We start from the raw sequence: 18,333 nt of genomic DNA, 5'->3' as shown, positions 1-18,333 counted from the left end.
CACAGCCGTCCGCGCGGGACCGCATGCGCTCCCGCCGGGCGCCCGCGGGGCCCCCGCGCGTGGGTGCTCGCGTCTAGACTGGACCCGTGACCACCCCCGACGCCATGCCCGACCGCGGCGCGCCTGCGGCGCCGGTGCCCGTCGCCGAGCTCGGCTACGAGCAGGCGCGCGACGAGCTCGTCCGCGTCGTCACGGCGCTCGAGTCGGGCGGCGCGACGCTCGAGGAGTCGCTCGCGCTCTGGGAGCGCGGCAACGCGCTCGCCGACCGGTGCGAGGAGTGGCTGCAGGGCGCGAAGGCGCGGCTCGACGCCGCGCGGTCGTCCGCATCCGCTGGCGGCGACGAGGCATGAGCCGCCGCCAGCCTCGCGTCGTCGCCGAGCTCGGCCGGCCCGAGACGCCGCAGGAGGCCGCCGACCGCAAGGCCGCCGCTACGCGCCGCCACCGCGAGAACCGCACGTTCGTCAACCTGCTCGCGGCGGTCGCCGTGTGCCTCGGGCTCGTGCTCGTCATGGTGCTCGTCGTGCCGCGGCCCGAGCTGCCCGAGCGGGAGCCCGTCGACGTCGCCGCGGCCGCCGCCGACGCCGAGCCGACGATCGGCGAGCCGCTCATCGTGCCCGAGCTCGGCGAGGGATGGGCGTCGAACGCCGCCGAGATCCGCACGGGCGCCGACCGCGTCACCACGTGGTACGCCGGCTACGTCACGCCCGCCGAGCAGTTCGTGTTCTTCCGCCAGGCGTTCGACGCGAACCCGACGTGGCTCGTGACGGCGATCGAGGCCGCGACCCCGACGGGCGAGCGCACGATCGACGGCATCACGTGGGTCGAGCACGACCAGCGGAGCATCGAGGATCCCGGCAACCTGGCCTACGTGCTCACGACCGAGCACGAGGGATCCACCGTCATCGTCGGCGGCACGGCGGACGACGCCGAGCTGCAGACCTTCGCCCAGGCCGTGAGCGCACAGCTCGCCGCCGGCGAATAGCCCCGAACCCCACGAAGCCAACGAAAGGCACAGCGCAGTGAACGACGTCGACTACCGGATCGAGCACGACACGATGGGCGAGGTGCGCGTGCCCAAGGACGCGCTCTACGCCGCGCAGACGCAGCGCGCCGTCGAGAACTTCCCGATCTCGGGCAGCGGGCTCGAGCCGGCCCAGATCGTCGCGCTCGCGCGCATCAAGCGCGCCGCCGCGCTCGCCAACAAGGAGCTCGGCATCCTCGAGGCCTCGATCGCCGACGCGATCGTCGCCGCAGCCGACGAGGTCATCGGCGGCGCGCACCACGACCAGTTCCCGGTCGACACCTACCAGACGGGCTCCGGCACGTCGTCGAACATGAACATGAACGAGGTGCTCGCGACGCTCGCGACGAAGCACCTCACCGCGGGCGGCGGCGAGGGCTCGGTGCACCCCAACGACCACGTGAACGCCTCGCAGTCGTCGAACGACGTCTTCCCGACCTCGGTGCACATCGCCGTCACCGGCGCGCTCATCGAGCAGGCCATCCCCGCGCTCGAGCACCTCGCCGAGGCGCTCGAGGAGAAGGCGCAGCTGTGGGCCGAGGCCGTCAAGCCCGGCCGCACGCACCTCATGGACGCGACGCCCGTGACCCTCGGCCAGGAGTTCGGCGGCTACGCGGCGCAGATCCGCTACGGCATCGAGCGCATCCAGGCGGCCCTCCCCCGCGTCGCCGAGGTGCCCCAGGGCGGCACGGCGGTCGGCACGGGCATCAACACGCCGCTCGGCTTCCCCGAGAAGGTCATCGCCGAGATCGCCGCCTCGAGCGGCCTGCCGATCACCGAGGCCCGCAACCACTTCGAGGCGCAGGCCAACCGCGACGGCCTCGTCGAGGCATCCGGCGCCCTGCGCACGATCGCGGTCTCGCTCACGAAGATCACGAACGACCTGCGCTGGATGGGCTCGGGCCCCAACACTGGCCTCGGCGAGCTGCGCATCCCCGACCTGCAGCCGGGCTCGTCGATCATGCCGGGCAAGGTCAACCCCGTCGTGCCCGAGGCCGTGCTCATGGTGTGCGCGCGCATCATCGGCAACGACGCGACGGTCGCGTGGGGCGGCGCGTCGGGCTCGTTCGAGCTCAACGTGCAGATCCCGGTGATGGGCACCGCGCTGCTCGAGTCGATCCGCCTGCTCTCGAACGCGTCGCGCGTGCTCGCCGACAAGACGATCGCCGGGCTCGAGGCCGACCTCGAGCGCGCCGCGGCGCTCGCCGGCATGAGCCCGTCGATCGTGACGCCGCTCAACCGCCTCATCGGCTACGAGGCGGCCGCGAAGATCGCGAAGCACTCGGTCGCCCAGGGCATCACCGTGCGCGAGGCCGTCATCGACCTCGGCTACGTCGAGCGCGGCGAGCTGTCGGAGGCCGACCTCGACAAGGCGCTCGACCTGCTGTCGATGACCCACCCGGGCGTCGCCAAGTAGCGCGCCGTCAGCAGCAGAGGGGCACCCGCTTCGGCGGGTGCCCCTCTCGCCTCCGGTCTCGGCACACGCCATAGGGTGGGCGGATGCGCTACCCCGAGGTGAGACGAGACGGTACGGTCGAGACCATCCACGGGGAGGCGATCGCCGATCCCTACCGCTGGCTCGAGGACGGCGAGAGCGACCAGACGCGAGCCTTCATCGAGGCGCAGAACGCCTTCGCCGAGCCGATCCTCGCGCAGCTGCCCGCCCGCGCCGCCTTCCGCGAGCGGCTCACCGCGCTCCTGACTGCGCCGACCCGCGGCTGCCCCTGGGTGCGCGGCGGCCGCGTCTTCGCGTGGCACCGCGACGGCCAGAACCAGCCCGTGCTCGTCGTCGCCGACAGCGTCGACGAGCTCGAGGGCGCGCGCGTGCTGCTCGACCCCAACGCCCTCTCGGCCGACGGCACGGTCGCGGTCACGATGGCATCGGTCTCCCCCGACGGCGCGCTGCTCGCCTACGGCGCGGCCGACGGCGGCTCCGACTGGCGCACGATCCGCGTCCGCGACGTCGCGACCGGCGAGGACCTCGACGACGAGCTGCGGTGGACGAAGTGGAACTCGGCCGTGTGGCTGCCGGGCGACCGGGCGTTCACCTACTGGGCCTACGACGCGCCGACCGGCGACGCGCTCACCGACGAGATGGGCGCGGGCTTCCTGATGCGCCACGACGTCGGCACCGGCCCCGCCGACGACGCGGTGCTCTTCCACCTGCCCGACGAGCCTCGCCGCTTCGCCCGCCACTGGCCGCGCGACGACGAGTGGTTCGTGCTCTCGACCGACACCGGCTCGTCGAGCGGCAACGACCTCGCGGTGCGCCGGCACGACGAGCCGGCGGATGCGCTGCGGCAGCTCGTCACGGGGCACGAGCAGGAGTGGAACGCCGTGGGCATCCGCGACGGGCGCCTGTACGCCGTGACCGACGACGGGGCGCCCCGCTACCGGCTCGCGGCCTTCGACCTCGCGACGGGCGAGGAGTCGACGGTCGTGGCGGAGCACCCGGAGGACGTGCTGCTGGATGCCGCCCTCACCGCCTCCGGCCTCGTGCTCGAGTACTCGCACGACGCGAGCCACCGCATGCAGCTCGCGGACTCCGACGGCGCGCTCGGCGATGCGGTGCCGCTGGGGGCCGACGTCTCCATCACCGGCTCGGAGGCGAGCGCGCGCAGCGACGTCGTGCTCGCCGAGACGCAGAGCTTCGTCGACCGCGGCACGCGCCACGTCGTCGAGGTCGACGGCGGTCGGCTCGTGGCGCACCGCACGCTGCCGACGCCCGGGCCGGAGGCGCCCGCGGCGGCGACCGAGCGCATCCGCGTCGTCTCGAGCGACGGCGCGACGGTGCTCGCCTTCGTCGTGCGACCCGACGTCGTCGACCGGATGCCGCTCGACGACGACCCGCGCCCGACGCTCATCTGGGGCTACGGCGGCTTCAACATCCCGATGAACCCGGGCTTCCGGGCGGTGCTCGCCGCGTGGGTCGCCGCCGGCGGCGTCCTCGTCGTACCCAACCTGCGCGGCGGCGGCGAGTTCGGCTCGGCGTGGCACAAGGGCGGCACGAAGGAGCGCAAGCAGCAGGTCTTCGACGACCTCTACGCCGTCGCCGAGCGGCTCATCGACGCCGGGATCACGACGCCGGCGCAGCTCGCGCTGCACGGCCGCTCGAACGGCGGCCTGCTCGCCGGCGCGGCGCTCACGCAGCGACCGGAGCTGTGGGCGGCCGTGCTGCCGGGCGTCGGCGTGCTCGACATGCTGCGCTTCCACCGCTTCACGATCGGCTGGGCGTGGGCGAGCGACTACGGGGACCCCGACGAGGCGGAGTCCTTCGCCTACCTCCGCGCGTACTCGCCGCTGCACAACGTGCGCGACGGCGTCGCCTACCCGCCGACCCTCATCACGACCGGTGACCACGACGACCGCGTCGTGCCCGCGCACTCCTTCAAGTTCGCCGCTGCGCTGCAGCGGGCGCAGGTGGCGTCCGGGTCGGATGCGCCGGTGCTGCTCTCGATCGACACGCGCGCCGGGCACGGGATGGGCAAGCCCGTCGACGCCGCGGCGCTCGAGTTCGCCGATCAGCTCGCGTTCGCGGCGCACCACACGGGACTCGAGGTCAACGCGCTCGAGCCCGACGCGCTCGCGGTCGACGCGCTCGCGGTCTCGGGCGCCGAGCCCGCGGCGACGGAGGCGGGCAGGTGACCGCGGACTGGGACGCTCGGGTCGACGCCGTCTACGACGACGAGTCGCTCGGCGACGACGCGCGCGTCGCGCGCATCGACGCGCTGGCCGAGAGCGCCCCGCATCCCGCGATCGGGCTCTTCGAGCGGGCGGGTGCGCTCGACTCCGCGGGCCGCGAGGCCGAGGCGGAGCCGCTGTACCGCGCGGCCGTCGCGGCGGGCCTCGCCGACGCCGACCCGGTGCGCGAGGCGTACCGACGGATCCAGCACGCGTCGACGCTCCGCAACCTCGGCCGGGTCGACGAGGCGATCGCCATGCTCGAGTCGGCCGGCGCGAGCCCCGAGGTCGGCGCCGCGCGCGAGGCCTTCCTCGCGCTCGCGCTGCACAGCGCCGGCCGCCACGACGAGGCGCTGCGGGTCGCGCTCGAGGCGCTCGCACCGACGCTCCCGCTGTATCGCCGCGCAGTGCTCGCCTACGCGGCCGAGCTGACGCATCCGACCGCCTGACGCCTGTCCGGCGCGGCCGCTCAGGCCGTGAGGGCGGCAGCGATGTCGCGGTGCAGCTCGAGCAGCGGCACGGTCCGCTTCGCCGGCCCGCGGCCGAACCCGCACTCGGTGGCGATGCCGAACGGCGCGCGCCCGTCGCGCGCGCTCGCGAACGCAGGCACGGCCGCGCGGGCGGCGGCGGCGCGGCGGAGCGCGCCGTCGACGCCGTCCTCGTGGTGCACGAGGCCGAGGAACGGCTGCGTCGTGCCCCACTCGATCCCGGCGAGCGGCGCGAAGTACGCCTCGTCGTCGCGCTCGATCGGCACCGGCAGGTGGAGGAAGTCGACGGTGCGCGGGCTGCGGGCCAGCAGCCGCTGGATCACGTCGGCGAGCACGCCGGCGTCGGCGGGCTGCACGAAGTGCGCCTCCTCGACGTCGCCGTAGCAGAGGTGGAAGCCGAGCTGCACGTCGTCCGCGACCGCGGCGGCGAGCGCCGCGAGCCGCTCGACCACGCCGTCGGCCTCGTCGCCCTCCCACCACGGCTCGATCCGGAAGGCGGCACCGCGCTCGCGCTCGAGGAGGGCGAACTCGGTCGCGACGTCCCACTGGATCGCGAGCGAGGCGTGCGGGATCGCCGCCTGGATGGCTGCGGCCTCCGCCAGGAGGGCGTCGCGGTAGAGCGGCTCGAAGGCCGCGCGGCTGCCCGGCTCGATGAACGCGGCGACCACGCCCGACGGCGTCGGCAGCGACACCTGGAAGCGCGTGCCCGCAGCGATCTCGCCCGCCGCCTGCAGCCGGGCGAACTCCGCGAACGACTCCCGCGCCGCGGCGGCGTAGCCGAGCTCGGGCAGCGAGACCTCGCCGGTGACGCGGAACGGTCGCACGTCGAAGGTGTCGCGGATGCGGTGGCCGGGCTCCCCGACCCGCTCGAGCCCCGCGGCGCGGTCGAAGCGCAGCGTCTGGAACTGGATCCAGTAGTAGCGCTCCCCCACCTCGCCGTCCGGGACGCGCGGCGCGTGGTCGAGCGTGCCGGCGACGGCGCGGAGGACGGCGGATGCGTCGGGCAGGTTGATGCTGCCGACGAGGTGCGAGGGGACGGGGCTGCTCATGCGGTCATCATGCGCAGGTCCGCGGCCGCCACGTGCGACTGTGACGGACTGTGACGACGACGCCCGGCCTCGCGATGAGGCCGGGCGTCGTCGTCAGGCGGGGTCAGCAGCAGCGACCCTCGGGGTTCGCGTCCTGGCGGCGGTACTCGTCGCGCCAGAACTCGCGCTCCGACATCGGTTCGCGATCCGGGTGCGCGCGCCGCTCGTGGTCGACGTACGCCTGGTACTTCGACTCGCCCGTGACGCCCTTGGCCCACCACACGACGCCGTCCCAGGCGCGGTGGAGCTGGGAGCGGCGGCCCTTTCGGGCCGCCGCCGCGACCCCAGCGCCGGGGCCCGTCTCGGGCCCCGGGAGCTGGTTCGTGGATTCGGTCATCGGCGCTGCCGTGTCAGTGCCCGGTCGAGACGTGCTTGTGCTCGTCGGGGACCGCATCCCACTGCTTCTGGAGCTCGCGCTCCTCGGGCGTCGGGATGAAGCCGGCCGGGGCGAACATCGCCGACTCGTGGCGCTCGTCCTCCTGGTCGACGACGTGGTCGATGCGGAACGCCTTGATGACGTTCGCGACCGAGAAGCCGATCACGATGAGCGTGAGCACCACGAAGATGACCGACAGCGAGCCCTGGATGAAGGTGTTGCGCACCACAGCCTCGAGCGCCGCGACGCCCTCGGTCGTGCCGACCGACGTCTCGCCCGCTGCGAGCGCGTCGCGGAAGCGGAAGTGGTTCGCCCAGTAGCCGACGGCCGGCACCGGCGAGAACACCTTGAAGGCGGATGCGGTGACCGTCACGACCGAGATGAACGCGAGCGGCAGCGCGACGACCCACAGCTGCTTGAACGTGCGGCGCTTTGCCACGATCGCCAGGACGATCGCGAGCGCGATCGCCGCGAGCAGCTGGTTGGCGATGCCGAACAGCGGGAACAGGGTGTTGATGCCGCCGAGCGGGTCGGTGACGCCCATGATGAGCACCGCGCCCCACGCGGCGACCATGATCGCCGTGCAGATCCAGGCACCGAGCGTCCAGGACGTGTCCTTGAACTTCGGGAAGACGTTGCCGAGCGAGTCCTGCAGCATGAAGCGCGCGACACGGGTGCCGGCGTCGACCGCGGTGAGGATGAACAGCGCCTCGAACATGATCGCGAAGTGGTACCAGAACGCCATCATGCCGGGACCGCCGATCCACTGCTGCATGATCTGCGCGAGGCCGAGGGCGAGCGTCGGTGCGCCGCCGGTGCGGCTGACGACCGACTCCTCGCCGACCGCGGCGGCGGTCTGCGCGAGCTGCTCGGGGGTGACGCTCACGCCGGTGAGGCCGAGCGACTGCACGAACGCGGCAGCGCCCTCGATCGTGCCCTGCGTGTTCGCGGCCGACGAGTTCATCGCGTAGTAGATGCCCTGGTCGATCGAGATCGCGGCGACGAGCGCCATGACCGCGACGAACGACTCCATGAGCATGCCGCCGTAGCCGAGCAGGCGCACCTGCTTCTCCTTCTCCACCATCTTCGGCGTCGTGCCGGAGGAGATGAGCGCGTGGAAGCCCGAGAGCGCGCCGCACGCGATCGTGACGAACAGGAACGGGAACAGCGAGCCGGGCCAGACGGGGCCGGAGTCGCCCGAGGCGAACTCGGTGAACGCGGGCACCGAGATCTCGGGGCGCACGACGATGATCGCGAGCGCCAGGGCGACGATGACGCCGATCTTCATGAAGGTCGACAGGTAGTCGCGCGGCGTCAGCAGGATCCAGACGGGCAGCACCGCGGCGATGAAGCCGTAGATGACGATGCCCCAGGCGATCGTGACGCGGTCGAGCGTGAAGAGCTCCTGCCCCCAGGCGGTCTCGGCGACCATGCCGCCGCCGACGATCGCCGCCATGAGGAGCACGAAGCCGATGATGGAGATCTCGAGCACCTTGCCGGGGCGGATCCAGCGCAGGTACGCGCCCATGAACAGCGCGATCGGGATGGTCATCGCGACCGAGAAGACGCCCCAGGGGCTCTCGCCGAGCGCGTTGACGACGACGAGCGCGAGGATCGCGGTGATGATCACCATGATGAGCAGCGTGGCGATGATCGCGGCTGCGCCGCCGACGCGGCCGAACTCGTCCTTCGCCATCTGGCCGAGCGAGCGGCCGCCGCGGCGCATCGAGAAGAACATGACGAGGTAGTCCTGCACCGCGCCGGCGAGCACGACGCCCACGATGATCCAGATCGTGCCGGGCAGGTAGCCCATCTGGGCAGCGAGCACCGGGCCGACGAGCGGGCCGGCGCCGGCGATGGCGGCGAAGTGGTGGCCGAAGAGCACGCGGCGGTCGGTCGCGACGTAGTCGCGGCCGTTGGCCTTGTACTCGGCGGGGGTCGCGCGGGTGTCGTCCGGGCGGACGATCTTGCGCTCGATGTACTTCGAGTAGAAGCGGTAGAAGATGAGGTAGGTCGCGACGGCCGCGAACACGAACCAGATCGCGTTGACCGTCTCGCCGCGCACGAGCGCGAGCATCGTCCACGCGACGCCGCCGAGCAGCGCGATCGCGGCCCAGATGATGATCTTGAGCGGTGTCCACCGCTTCGAGCTGGTCTCCTCGACTGCCGCGGGGGGCAGCTCGGGCTTCGATGTGGCGACGTTGGCCATCGGTGCGTCCTATCTGGGTGTAACGGATTACGGGGGTTACCCAGGGAACAATCCTAGACTGCTCGCGCAGCGAGGTCAGACATCCGATGCTATGCGCTCGGATGCGCCGCTGCGGCGCCGACGCTGCTCAGCGGCGCATGATGCGCCGGGCGAGCGCGTTGCCGAGCGCCTGGATGAGCTGCACGACGATCACGACCGCGATGAGCGCCGACCACGTGACGACCTCGTCGAACTGCCGATAGCCGTAGGTGACGGCCCAGTTGCCGAGCCCCTGACCGCCGACGAGCCCCGCGACGGCCGACATGTCGACGATCGCGATCACCGCGAACGTGAAGCCGAGCACGAGCGGGCCGAGCGCCTCGGGGATGATCACCGTGCGGATGATGCGCCACGGGCTCGCTCCCGTCGAGCGCGCCGCCTCGATCACCCCGGTCGGGATCGACACGAGGTTCTGCTCGACGATGCGCGCGATGCCGAAGGTCGCGGCGATCGCGATCGCGAAGACGGCGTACTCGGTGCCGATGCCCTTGCCGACGACGAGCCGCCCGAGCGGCTGGAGCGCGGCCAGCAGGATGATGAACGGGATCGGCCGGAAGGTGTTCACGAGCACGTTGAGCACCCACCACACGACGCTCTGCTGCAGGATGCCGCCGCGTCGGGTGACGTAGAGGCCCGTGCCGATGATGAGGCCGCCGATGCCGCCGAACAGCAGCGCGAGCGCCACCATCCACAGCATGATGGCGGTCTGCTCGAGCAGGTCGGGCAGCACGCCCACGATCTCGCTCATCGCTGCTCCTCGATCGACACGCCGTCGCCGATGCCCTGCAGGGCCCACGCGACCGACTCGGCGTCGCCGCGCACGGCGATGGTGAGCAGTCCGTAGACCCGCCCCTGGATGTCGTCGACGCCACCGTGCACGAGGTTGAAGTCGACGCCCGCTTTCGCGAGCGCCGAGAGCACACGCGCCTCGCTCGCGCCCTCATCGGTGAACGAGATGGTGAAGAAGCGGCCCGGGTGCAGCTCGCGCAGCCGCGCGAGGTCATCGCCGCCGGGCAGCGCGCGCACGACCGTCTGCACGAAGCGCTTCGCGACCGCGGTCTGCGGGCGGGTGAAGACGTCGTAGGTGACGCCGCTCTCGACGACGCGGCCCGCATCCATCACCGCCACGCGGTCGGCGATGCGCGTGATGACGTCCATCTCGTGCGTGATGACGACGATCGTGACGCCGAGCTCGCGGCGCACGCGCGCGAGCAGGTCGAGCACCTCGTCGGTCGTCTCGGGGTCGAGCGCGGAGGTGGCTTCGTCGGCGAGCAGGATCTGCGGCTCGGCGGCCAGCGCCCGGGCGATGCCGACGCGCTGCTGCTGCCCGCCCGAGAGCTGCTCGGGGTAGGCACCCGCGCGGTCGGCGAGGCCTACGAACGCGAGCAGCTCCTCGACCCGGCGGCGGCGCTGCGCGCGCGGCACGCCGAGCACCTCGAGCGGGTAGGCGACGTTGCCCGCGACGGTGCGGGAGGTCAGCAGGTTGAAGCGCTGGAAGATCATGCCGATGCGCGTCTGCTGCTCGCGCAGGCGCCGGCCGCGCAGGCTGCTGATCGGCACGTCGCCCACCGTGATGCTGCCCGCCGAGAGCGGCTCGAGCTGGTTGATGAGGCGCACGAGCGTCGACTTGCCCGCGCCCGAGTAGCCGATGATGCCGAAGATCTCGCCCTGGGCGATCTCGAGCGAGACGTCGTCGACGGCGACGATCTCGTCGCCGCCGCGCTTGGTCGGCGGGAACCGCTTCGACACGCGGTCGAGCACGATGTGGGCCACGGCCTGCTCCTTCGGCTGGGTTCGGGGACGCGGCGCGGCGAGAGGATGCGACCGGGATCGTTCCCGGCGCAGCCTCCCGCCGCGCGCCTGCGGGCTGCTGTGCCTGCGGGCTGGTGAGCCTGCGGGCTGCTGGGCCTGCGGGCTGCTGGGCCTGCGGGCTACTGGGCCTGCAGCGCCTCCTGCACGGACTGCAGGCTCGCCTGCAGCTCTTCCTTCGGCGTCGAGACGAACAGGCCGGTGCCGCCGCTCGACTCGAGCGCGCCCGCCTGCACCTCCTCGTTCGTCTGGTAGATCTCCACGAGGCGCTCCAGCACCTCGTCGTCGGCGTTCTCGGCCGTCGTCGCGAAGACGTTGATGTACGGCTGCGCGGCCGGGTCGGTCGGGTCGTCCTGCGCGATCGCGTCGGCCGGGTCGATGCCGGCGTCGGTGAGGAAGTCGTTGTTGATGATCGCGGCGGCGACGTCGGGCAGCGAGGTCGCCGTGATCGCGGCGTCGACGGCCGAGACCGTCACGCGCGACTCGTCCTCGATGACGTCCGCGACGGTCGAGTAGGGGCTCCCGCCGTCCTCGAGCGCGATGAGGCCGGCCGACTGCAGCACGAGGAGGCCGCGGGCCTGGTTCGTGTCGTCGTTCGGCACGATGACCTCGGCGCCGTCCGGGATCTCCTCGACCGACTCGTACTGCGACGAGTAGAGGCCGATCGGGTACGTGGCGGTCGAGCCGATCGCGGTGAGGTCGTCGCCCGCCTGCACGTTGTAGTTGGCGAGGTAGATGATGTGCTGGAACTGGTTGATGTCGAGCTCGCCCTCGCTGAGCGCGGGGTTGGGCTGGTTGTAGTCGGTGAAGTCGACGATGTCGACCTCGATGCCCTCGGCCTCGGCGGCCTCCTCGAACGTCGTCCAGTACGGCTCGGCGGCGCCCACGACGCCCAGCTGCACCGGGTTGTCCGCCGAGCCGAGGGCGGGCTCGCCCTCGGGAGCTGCGCCCCCGGATGCGGCGCTGCAGCCGACGAGCAGGGCGGCGAGGCCGAGGCCACCCGCGAGGGCGGCGGAACGGGCGAGAGGCTTGGACATGGTGGCTCCTTCAGGTGCTGCCGGGGATGCTCACCACCGTAGGAATCAGCCACCGCGCACGACCAATCGCGCTGTCACAGAAGGTCACACGACGCGGAGCGCCGCCGCCCAGACCGCGAGCGCCGCGCCCACGAGCAGCCACGGGCCGAACGCGACGCTGCGCCGCCCGGCCGCGAGCGCGACGGCTCCGGCGACGCCGCCGACGACGACGGATGCGGCGAGCGCGACGAGCGGGACCGCCCACCCGAGCGTCGCGGTCGCGAGCGCGAGCCCGGCGCCGAGCTTGACATCGCCCATGCCCATGCCGCCCGCGACCGCCATGACGAGCAGCAGCGCGCCGCAGCCGAGCCCGACGAGCGGCGCCAGGTCGCCCGTCGAGAACCGGACCGCGCACGCGGCGGCCGCCACCGCCAGGAGCGGGAGCGTGAGCGCGTTGGGCAGCCGCCGCTCGGCGAGGTCGATGCGGGCGAGCGCGGGTGCGGCGGCCGCCGCGGCGGCGAGCGGAGCGATCGCCACGAGGTCGTGGCCTGCCCTCGCGAGGACGGCCGCCGTCGCCGCGGCGAGCAGCACCCCGACGAGGTCGAGCGGGTGCAGCCGCAGGGGCGGCGGCGCCGAGAGCGGCTCGACGTCGGCCCGGTCGGCGATCGGCACGCGCGTCATGGCGCCACGGTAGCCAGACGTGGTGCGGGCGCGAGCGCGCTCTCCACAGGGGACGACCGCCGACCGCGACACGCCCGGGATGCACGGCACCGCATCCGCTGCAACCGATCGGGCACGCCGCCGCGATACCTGGGCAAGAACGGCGCATCAGCGCCACAGACCTGAAGGAGACCACCATGAAGCGCAAGCTCGCGATCGGCATCGGTGCCGCAGTCGCACTCTCGGCGTTCGGCGCCGCTCCCGCCATGGCCGCAGACGGCGACTCGACGGTGTCGGTGCTGCACGGCGTGCCGGGCCTCACCGTGGACGTCTGGATCAACGGCGAGGAGGCCATCAGCGACTTCGAGCCCGGCACGCTGACCGACCCGATGATGCTGCCCGCCGGCAGCTACGACATCCAGGTCTTCGCCGACGGCGAGACGCCCGACTCGGGCGACCCGGCCATCGAGGCGAGCGGGGTCGAGGTGCCGACCGACGCCAACCTGACCCTCGTCGCCCACCTGAGCGAGAGCGGCGAGCCCATGCTCTCGGCGTTCGCGAACGACACCGACCCTGTGCCGGCCGGCCAGTCTCGGCTCACCGTGCGTCACCTCGCGGCGGCTCCCGCGGTCGACGTGCGGGCGGGTGGCGAGGTCATCGTCGAGGGCCTGACCAACCCCGATGAGGCCTCGCTCGAGACGGCCGCCGGCCAGGTCTCGGCCGACGTGGTGCTCGCCGGCACCGAGGATGTCGCGATCGGCCCGGCCGACCTCGACCTCGCTGAGGGCACGAACACCATCGTCACCGCATGGGGCAGCGCCGAGGACGGGAACCTCGCGCTCGCCGTGCAGTCGGTCGAGGCCCACAGCGCCCCGAGCGGCGTGCCGTCCGGCCTGGGCGGCGCCGCGCAGCAGCAGGCCCTCGGCGTCGCGCTCGCCGTGGCCGGCGTGCTCGGCCTCGCGCTCGTCACGACCCGCACGCTGCGTACGGCGCAGGCGCGCAGCTGACGATGCGCACCGATCGAGGGCTCCCGTCGCGCACCGCGCGGCGGGGGCCCTCCCCCGTGGCCGGCCGCCGGCGCACGGTGCTGCTCGCCCTCGCCGGCACGCTCTCGGCGGCGGCGGTGATCGTCGGCGCCGTGCTCGTCACCCAGTCGGTCGCGCCGTCGCTGCCCGCGGGGCCGCAGACGGCCCCGGCCGCGGCGACGCCCGCGCCGACGACCGCGACCCCCTCCCCCTCGGCGGCGCAGCCGAGCGGCCGCGTGCCCACCGGTGTCGCCGCGCGAGACGCGGCCCCGACGCCGGCGGCCCCGGTGGACGCCCCGACGGCGGTGCGCGTGCCCTCGGTGGACCTCGCCCTCGAGGTCGTGCCGGTGGGCGTGCGCGACGACGGGCAGATGGACGTGCCGGAGCTCGTCGGCGAGCTCGGCTGGTACCGCTACGGCCCGGCGCCCGGCGCCGACGCCGGCTCCGCGGTGCTCGCGGCCCACGTCGACAGCGACATCGGCGCCGCCCCCATGGCGGCGGTGCTGGGCGCCGAGGCGGGGGACCCCGTCGAGGTGACCACCGCATCCGGGGAGGTCCTGCGGTTCCGCATCACGAGCGTCGAGCAGATCGCGAAGGCGGAGCTGCCCCTCGCCTCGCTCTTCGCGCGCGACGGCGAGCACGTCGTGCGGCTCGTCACGTGCGGCGGCGAGTGGGATGCGGCAGCGGGCGCGTACGAGGACAACATCGTCGTGACCGCCGAGCCGGACGCGGGGTGAGGGAGCCTGCGATGGTACGTTCAGCCCGTGATCAGCGAGAACGACGACGTCGCTCGGCTGAGCGCGGCCTTCGCGGCCGATGCCTCGCCCGAGCTGCTGCGCGCCGTCTACGAGCGCTGGGGCGGGCTGGTCTATGCGATCGCCTGCCGGGCGATGCCCGCGCACGATGCGGAGGACGTGGTGCAGCAGACGTTCGTGTCGGTGTGGCGCTCGCGCGAGTCGTACGACCCCGCGGCCGGGCCGCTCGGCGCCTGGATCGTCGCGATCGCCCGCCGGCGCATCGCCGACCACTGGCGGGCGCGGTCGCGGCACGAGCTCGCGACCGAGCCGGAGTCGCTCGCCGCGGCCCTCGAGCGCGGTGAGGGGGATCCCGTGTCGGAGGCCGTGGCGGACGCGCTGACCGTGCAGGAGGAGCTCGAGCGCATCGGCGAGCCCCAGCGCACGATCGTGCGCCTGGCGGTGCTCGAGGATCGCCCGGCCACCTGGATCGCCGAGCAGCTGACCATGCCGGTCGGCACCGTGAAGAGCCACCTGTCGCGCGCGTTGCGCCGGCTCCGAGACCGTTGGGAGGAGACGCATGCAGCACCTGTCGAGTGAGTCGCTCGTCGCCCTCGCGCTCGGCGACGGCGACGAGGGCCGCGACCACCTCTCCACCTGTGCGCAGTGCCGGGGCGAGGTCGAGGGCCTCCGCGGCACCGCCGAGCGGTTCCGCGCCGCCGACGTCGCGCCGATGGCGCCGCCCGCGGCCGTGTGGGAGCGGATCGCCGCCGAGATCGCGGTCGAGGCGGATGCGCCGGTCGGCGCGAGCGCGGCTCCGGACGGTGGGACGAGCGCCGCGCCCGCCGACCGCACCGGGGCGCGCCCCGCATCCGGCCACGTCGCCCCGCGGCGTCGCCGACGCTTCGGCCTCGGCGCGCTGCTCGCCGCGAGCGCCGCCTCCGCCGTGGCGGCCGCCGCGATCGCGGTGCTCGTCGTCGTGCAGCTCGGCGCTGCGCCGCGGTCCGTCGACGTCGCGAACGCGGTGCTCGAGCCGCTCGCCTCGAGCGTCTCGGTCGACCCGGCGCGCGCCGAGGTGATCGAGCAGGACGGCCAGCGCCTGCTCGTCGTCGATACCGATGCGCTGCCCGACGTCGACGGCTACCTCGACGTGTGGCTGCTCGACGAGCAGGCGCAGCAGATGGTGAGCCTCGGCGTGCTCGACGCGCGCCGCACGCAGCTCGCACTGCCGCCCGACCTCGACCTCGCGACGTTCCCGATCGTCGACGTCTCGATCGAGCCGTACGACGGCGACCCGACCCACAGCGGCAACAGCATCTGGCGGGGCGCGCTCGAGAGCTGAGTCAGCCGTGCGGCCACGCGCGGGCGGCCCGCTCGGCGCTCGCGCGCAGCGACGCCGGCACCCCGTCGAGCAGCTCGACGACGGGCGCGCCGCCGGCCGGCGCTGACGGCGCGGGCGCGCGCCACGTGCCGATGACGCGACCGTCGGCGAGGACGAGCGGGCGGAAGACGCCGTTGCCGCCGGGCACCGCCATCGCGAACGCCTCGCGCGTCGCGATGAGCGAGCGGTCGGCGTAGCCGAGCAGCCACTCGTCGAAGGCAGGCACGAGCCGCACGCCCGCGCGCCTGCCGGGCGCTGCGTCGACGGCGGCGAGCATGGGCGTGCCCGCGACGTCGATCGCCTCGAGCGCCGCCGCGTCGGCGAGGATGCCGCGCACGAGCAGCTTCGGGAGCCCGAGCCACCACGCGGCGTCGTCGGCGCGCACGGGCCCGCGGGCGAGCGCGAAGCGCAGCACCACATCCGCCAGCGCCGCCTGCGGGTCGGGCACCGCCGGCGGCGGCCCGCCGACGAGCAGCTGCTCGTCGCCGTCGAAGGGGCCGAAGCGCAGCAGCTCGTCGTAGGCGAGCAGCGCGAGGAGGTGGTAGCCGCGCCCCTCCGCGGTGTCGATGCCGGCATCCCGCCACGCGGCGAGCATCGCGCCGCGCGCGAGCGGCCCCTCGGCGAGGAGCGCGTGCGCGACCTCCGCGGCGCGCGCGGCGATCGCGCCGTCGATGCCGCGGTCGGTGCACATGCGCCACTCCTGCCGGCGCATCCGCTCGCCGACGGCGGCGTGCAGCGCCGCGAGGTCGGCCGGCGCCGCGACGAACAGCGTGCCGCGCATCGCCCACGCGCGCACGAGCTCGCCCTGGTCGAACGCGGCGCGCACGTCGGAGACCGTCGTGCCGGGCGCCGAGCGGATCGCGATCGCGCGCAGCACGGCCCGCAGGTCCTGCCCCTGCATCGCGACCATGCGGCGCACGACGTCGACGGGGGTGCGCGCGGCACCGCCTGCGCCGACGCCCGCCTCGCGGGCGCCGCCTCCGCCACCCTCGGCGCCGCTGGACCGGTCGAGACCTCCGCCACCCTCGGCCCGGCCGAGCCCGTCGAGCCCTTGAGCGGCCAGCCGCATCCGTCGTGCCGCGGACCGCGTGAGCGCCATGCCGGCACGCTACCGCCGGTCGCCCCCGCGCCGACCGTGCGCCGAGGGTGGTCACGACACGCCGGCCGCGGACCGCGGGGTGGTCACGACACGCCGGGCTCGCGACGGTCGGTACGGCGCGCCGTGACCACCCTCAGCCGCGCGCGGGCTCCGCTGAGGCGCAGAGCAGACGGGCGGAGACCCAAGGCGGACCCGCAGAGCGGACCGGCGGAGCGGCAGGACGGCTCAGCTGAGCCGCCCTGCCAGCGCCCCGCTCAGCCCTCCAGCAGGCTGGTGACGAGCGCCGCGATTCGCGAGCGCTCGCTGCGCTGCAGCGTGATGTGGCCGAAGAGCTCGTGGCCCTTGAGCGTCTCGATGACGCTCGCGACGCCGTCGTGCCGGCCGACGCGCAGGTTGTCGCGCTGCGCGACGTCGTGCGTGAGCACCACGCGCGAGTTCTGGCCGATGCGCGAGAGCACCGTGAGCAGCACGTTGCGCTCGAGCGACTGCGCCTCGTCGACGATCACGAACGCGTCGTGCAGCGAGCGGCCGCGGATGTGGGTGAGCGGCAGCACTTCGAGGAGCCCCCGGTCGGCGACCTCGTCGAGCACGTTCTCGCTCACGAGCGCGCCGAGCGTGTCGTAGATCGCCTGGCCCCAGGGGTTCATCTTCTCCTCCTTGTCGCCGGGCAGGTAGCCGAGCTCCTGGCCACCGACGGCGTAGAGGGGGCGGAAGACGATGACCTTCTTGTGGAGGCGCCGCTCGAGCACGGCCTCCAGGCCCGCGGCGAGCGCGAGCGCCGACTTGCCGGTCCCCGCGGAGCCGCCGAGCGAGACGATGCCGACCTCGTCGTCGAGCAGCAGGTCGATCGCGAGCCGCTGCTCGGCCGAGCGGCCGTGCACGCCGAAGACCTCGCGGTCGCCGCGCACGAGCGAGACCTCGCCGCGGCGCGTCACGCGGCCGAGCGCCGAGCCGCGCTCGGAGGTGATGACGAGCCCGGTGTTGAGCGGCAGCGCGGCCACGAGGTCGGTCTCGATCCGCTCGTCCTCGTAGAGCGCGTTGATCTGCTCGCCCGAGAGCGCGAGCTCGGCGGTGCCCGTCCAGCCGGAGTCGACGGCCTGCTCGGCGAGGTACTCCTCCGCCGCGAGCCCGATCGAGGCGGCCTTGACGCGCATCGGCATGTCCTTCGACACGACGCACACGTCGAGGCCGTCGCCGGCGAGGTTCGACGCGACCGCGAGGATGCGCGAGTCGTTGTCGCCGAGCTGCAGGCCGCTCGGCAGCACCTGCTGGTTCGAGTGGTTCAGCTCGACCCGCAGGGAGCCGCCGCCCTCGGTGGGCACGGGGAAGTCGAGCCGCTCGTGCTCGGTGCGCAGGTCGTCGAGGTTCCGCAGGGCCTTCCTGGCGAAGTAGCCGATCTCGGGATCGTGCCGCTTCTTCTCGAGCTCGGCGATCACGATCACCGGGATCACGACCTGGTGCTCGGCGAAGCGGTGGATCGCCCCCGGGTCCGACAGCAGCACGCTCGTGTCGAGCACGTAGGTGCGCTGGCGGGTGTCGAGGTCGGCGATCTCGACGGCCTCGTGAGCGGGGGTGGTGAGTTCAGGCACGTGGCGCTCCCTTCCGACCGGGGTCGGATCACGCGGCCGTCGCCTCCCGTGGTGCTCGCTGGCGCGAAGGCCGCTCGCTCGTCGGGCGAGGGTGCCCGACTGGTGCGAATCTACGCTC

18 protein-coding genes are annotated in these 18,333 nt (G+C 73.6%); 9 read left to right on the top strand and 9 right to left on the bottom strand.

Annotated features, from left to right (window positions below):
• Positions 1-104 precede the first annotated feature (104 nt).
• The 5 genes from BLT67_RS10975 to BLT67_RS10955 all read left to right on the top strand — a co-directional run bounded on the left by BLT67_RS10975 (position 105) and on the right by BLT67_RS10955 (position 5,151).
• Positions 105-350 (top strand): exodeoxyribonuclease VII small subunit, encoded by a 246-nt coding sequence (locus tag BLT67_RS10975; RefSeq protein ID WP_092667634.1) that lies wholly within the window; start codon positions 105-107, stop codon positions 348-350.
• Complete coding sequence (locus tag BLT67_RS10970) at positions 347-982, top strand: DUF4245 family protein (RefSeq protein WP_092667056.1); 636 nt, start codon at positions 347-349, stop codon at positions 980-982. Before BLT67_RS10975 ends, BLT67_RS10970 begins: the two co-directional genes overlap by 4 nt.
• Positions 983-1,019: 37 nt before the next feature.
• On the top strand, positions 1,020-2,438 hold the full coding sequence (locus tag BLT67_RS10965) for a class II fumarate hydratase (RefSeq protein ID WP_092667055.1): 1,419 nt from the start codon (positions 1,020-1,022) through the stop codon (positions 2,436-2,438).
• Between the two features lie 83 nt (positions 2,439-2,521).
• A complete protein-coding gene (locus BLT67_RS10960; RefSeq protein ID WP_092667054.1) occupies positions 2,522-4,666 on the top strand; it encodes a prolyl oligopeptidase family serine peptidase in 2,145 nt (714 codons plus the stop codon).
• On the top strand, positions 4,663-5,151 hold the full coding sequence (locus tag BLT67_RS10955; protein WP_092667053.1) for a tetratricopeptide repeat protein: 489 nt from the start codon (positions 4,663-4,665) through the stop codon (positions 5,149-5,151). Before BLT67_RS10960 ends, BLT67_RS10955 begins: the two co-directional genes overlap by 4 nt.
• Positions 5,152-5,171: 20 nt before the next feature.
• Here the strand turns inward: BLT67_RS10955 and BLT67_RS10950 are convergent, their stop codons facing one another.
• The 7 genes from BLT67_RS10950 to BLT67_RS10920 all read right to left on the bottom strand — a co-directional run bounded on the left by BLT67_RS10950 (position 5,172) and on the right by BLT67_RS10920 (position 12,408).
• Positions 5,172-6,239, bottom strand: coding sequence for a hypothetical protein (locus tag BLT67_RS10950; protein WP_092667052.1), 1,068 nt, complete (start codon positions 6,237-6,239; stop codon positions 5,172-5,174).
• Between the two features lie 103 nt (positions 6,240-6,342).
• The gene (locus BLT67_RS13815) at positions 6,343-6,615 is read right to left on the bottom strand and encodes a YbdD/YjiX family protein (RefSeq protein WP_092667051.1); all 273 of its coding nucleotides are present in this window, start codon (positions 6,613-6,615) and stop codon (positions 6,343-6,345) included.
• A gap of 13 nt (positions 6,616-6,628) precedes the next feature.
• Entirely contained in the window at positions 6,629-8,863 is a 2,235-nt protein-coding gene (locus tag BLT67_RS10940) for a carbon starvation CstA family protein (RefSeq protein WP_092667050.1), read from the bottom strand.
• Positions 8,864-8,990: 127 nt separating this feature from the next.
• The gene (locus BLT67_RS10935; RefSeq protein ID WP_092667049.1) at positions 8,991-9,650 is read right to left on the bottom strand and encodes a methionine ABC transporter permease; all 660 of its coding nucleotides are present in this window, start codon (positions 9,648-9,650) and stop codon (positions 8,991-8,993) included.
• Positions 9,647-10,675, bottom strand: a complete 1,029-nt coding sequence (locus tag BLT67_RS10930) for a methionine ABC transporter ATP-binding protein (protein ID WP_092667048.1) — start codon at positions 10,673-10,675, stop codon at positions 9,647-9,649. The genes BLT67_RS10935 and BLT67_RS10930 overlap by 4 nt, the downstream gene beginning before the upstream one ends.
• Before the next feature lie 158 nt (positions 10,676-10,833).
• Positions 10,834-11,748, bottom strand: coding sequence for a MetQ/NlpA family ABC transporter substrate-binding protein (locus BLT67_RS10925; protein ID WP_092667047.1), 915 nt, complete (start codon positions 11,746-11,748; stop codon positions 10,834-10,836).
• An 84-nt stretch (positions 11,749-11,832) separates the two neighbouring features.
• A complete protein-coding gene (locus BLT67_RS10920; RefSeq protein ID WP_092667046.1) occupies positions 11,833-12,408 on the bottom strand; it encodes a prepilin peptidase in 576 nt (191 codons plus the stop codon).
• Between the two features lie 176 nt (positions 12,409-12,584).
• On the opposite strand from BLT67_RS10920, the gene BLT67_RS10915 reads away from it, so the two are divergent.
• The 4 genes from BLT67_RS10915 to BLT67_RS10900 are packed head-to-tail and all read left to right on the top strand — an operon-like array spanning position 12,585 to position 15,488.
• The gene (locus BLT67_RS10915) at positions 12,585-13,394 is read left to right on the top strand and encodes a DUF4397 domain-containing protein (protein ID WP_092667045.1); all 810 of its coding nucleotides are present in this window, start codon (positions 12,585-12,587) and stop codon (positions 13,392-13,394) included.
• 2 nt (positions 13,395-13,396) lie between these two features.
• Positions 13,397-14,149: a class F sortase gene (locus tag BLT67_RS10910; protein WP_092667044.1), complete on the top strand. Its 753-nt coding sequence runs from the start codon at positions 13,397-13,399 to the stop codon at positions 14,147-14,149.
• A gap of 27 nt (positions 14,150-14,176) precedes the next feature.
• Positions 14,177-14,746: an RNA polymerase sigma factor gene (locus BLT67_RS10905; protein ID WP_157674338.1), complete on the top strand. Its 570-nt coding sequence runs from the start codon at positions 14,177-14,179 to the stop codon at positions 14,744-14,746.
• Entirely contained in the window at positions 14,727-15,488 is a 762-nt protein-coding gene (locus BLT67_RS10900) for an anti-sigma factor (RefSeq protein WP_092667042.1), read from the top strand. Before BLT67_RS10905 ends, BLT67_RS10900 begins: the two co-directional genes overlap by 20 nt.
• 1 nt (position 15,489) lies before the next feature.
• Here BLT67_RS10900 and BLT67_RS10895 read toward each other — a convergent pair whose 3' ends face one another.
• Complete coding sequence (locus tag BLT67_RS10895) at positions 15,490-16,626, bottom strand: winged helix DNA-binding domain-containing protein (protein WP_092667041.1); 1,137 nt, start codon at positions 16,624-16,626, stop codon at positions 15,490-15,492.
• A gap of 254 nt (positions 16,627-16,880) precedes the next feature.
• Positions 16,881-18,215: a PhoH family protein gene (locus BLT67_RS10890; protein ID WP_407922505.1), complete on the bottom strand. Its 1,335-nt coding sequence runs from the start codon at positions 18,213-18,215 to the stop codon at positions 16,881-16,883.
• Between the last annotated feature and the right edge of the window lie 118 nt (positions 18,216-18,333).

The sequence above is a fragment of the Agrococcus carbonis genome, from assembly GCF_900104705.1.
Lineage (GTDB): Bacteria > Actinomycetota > Actinomycetes > Actinomycetales > Microbacteriaceae > Agrococcus > Agrococcus carbonis.
The sequence above is the reverse complement of the archived record's forward strand: the minus strand, read 5'-3'. Positions and strand labels throughout refer to the sequence as shown.

What these genes read in the sequence shown, in the direction of transcription:
- BLT67_RS10975 (WP_092667634.1), top strand. Translation starts at nt 105, where the DNA reads ATGCCCGACCGCGGCGCGCCTGCGGCGCCGGTGCCCGTCGCCGAGCTC.
- BLT67_RS10970 (WP_092667056.1), top strand. Translation starts at nt 347, where the DNA reads ATGAGCCGCCGCCAGCCTCGCGTCGTCGCCGAGCTCGGCCGGCCCGAG.
- BLT67_RS10960 (WP_092667054.1), top strand. Translation starts at nt 2,522, where the DNA reads ATGCGCTACCCCGAGGTGAGACGAGACGGTACGGTCGAGACCATCCAC.
- BLT67_RS10950 (WP_092667052.1), bottom strand. Translation starts at nt 6,239, where the DNA reads ATGAGCAGCCCCGTCCCCTCGCACCTCGTCGGCAGCATCAACCTGCCC.
- BLT67_RS13815 (WP_092667051.1), bottom strand. Translation starts at nt 6,615, where the DNA reads ATGACCGAATCCACGAACCAGCTCCCGGGGCCCGAGACGGGCCCCGGC.
- BLT67_RS10940 (WP_092667050.1), bottom strand. Translation starts at nt 8,863, where the DNA reads ATGGCCAACGTCGCCACATCGAAGCCCGAGCTGCCCCCCGCGGCAGTC.
- BLT67_RS10935 (WP_092667049.1), bottom strand. Translation starts at nt 9,650, where the DNA reads ATGAGCGAGATCGTGGGCGTGCTGCCCGACCTGCTCGAGCAGACCGCC.
- BLT67_RS10925 (WP_092667047.1), bottom strand. Translation starts at nt 11,748, where the DNA reads ATGTCCAAGCCTCTCGCCCGTTCCGCCGCCCTCGCGGGTGGCCTCGGC.
- BLT67_RS10920 (WP_092667046.1), bottom strand. Translation starts at nt 12,408, where the DNA reads ATGACGCGCGTGCCGATCGCCGACCGGGCCGACGTCGAGCCGCTCTCG.
- BLT67_RS10915 (WP_092667045.1), top strand. Translation starts at nt 12,585, where the DNA reads ATGAAGCGCAAGCTCGCGATCGGCATCGGTGCCGCAGTCGCACTCTCG.
- BLT67_RS10910 (WP_092667044.1), top strand. Translation starts at nt 13,397, where the DNA reads ATGCGCACCGATCGAGGGCTCCCGTCGCGCACCGCGCGGCGGGGGCCC.
- BLT67_RS10900 (WP_092667042.1), top strand. Translation starts at nt 14,727, where the DNA reads ATGCAGCACCTGTCGAGTGAGTCGCTCGTCGCCCTCGCGCTCGGCGAC.
- BLT67_RS10895 (WP_092667041.1), bottom strand. Translation starts at nt 16,626, where the DNA reads ATGGCGCTCACGCGGTCCGCGGCACGACGGATGCGGCTGGCCGCTCAA.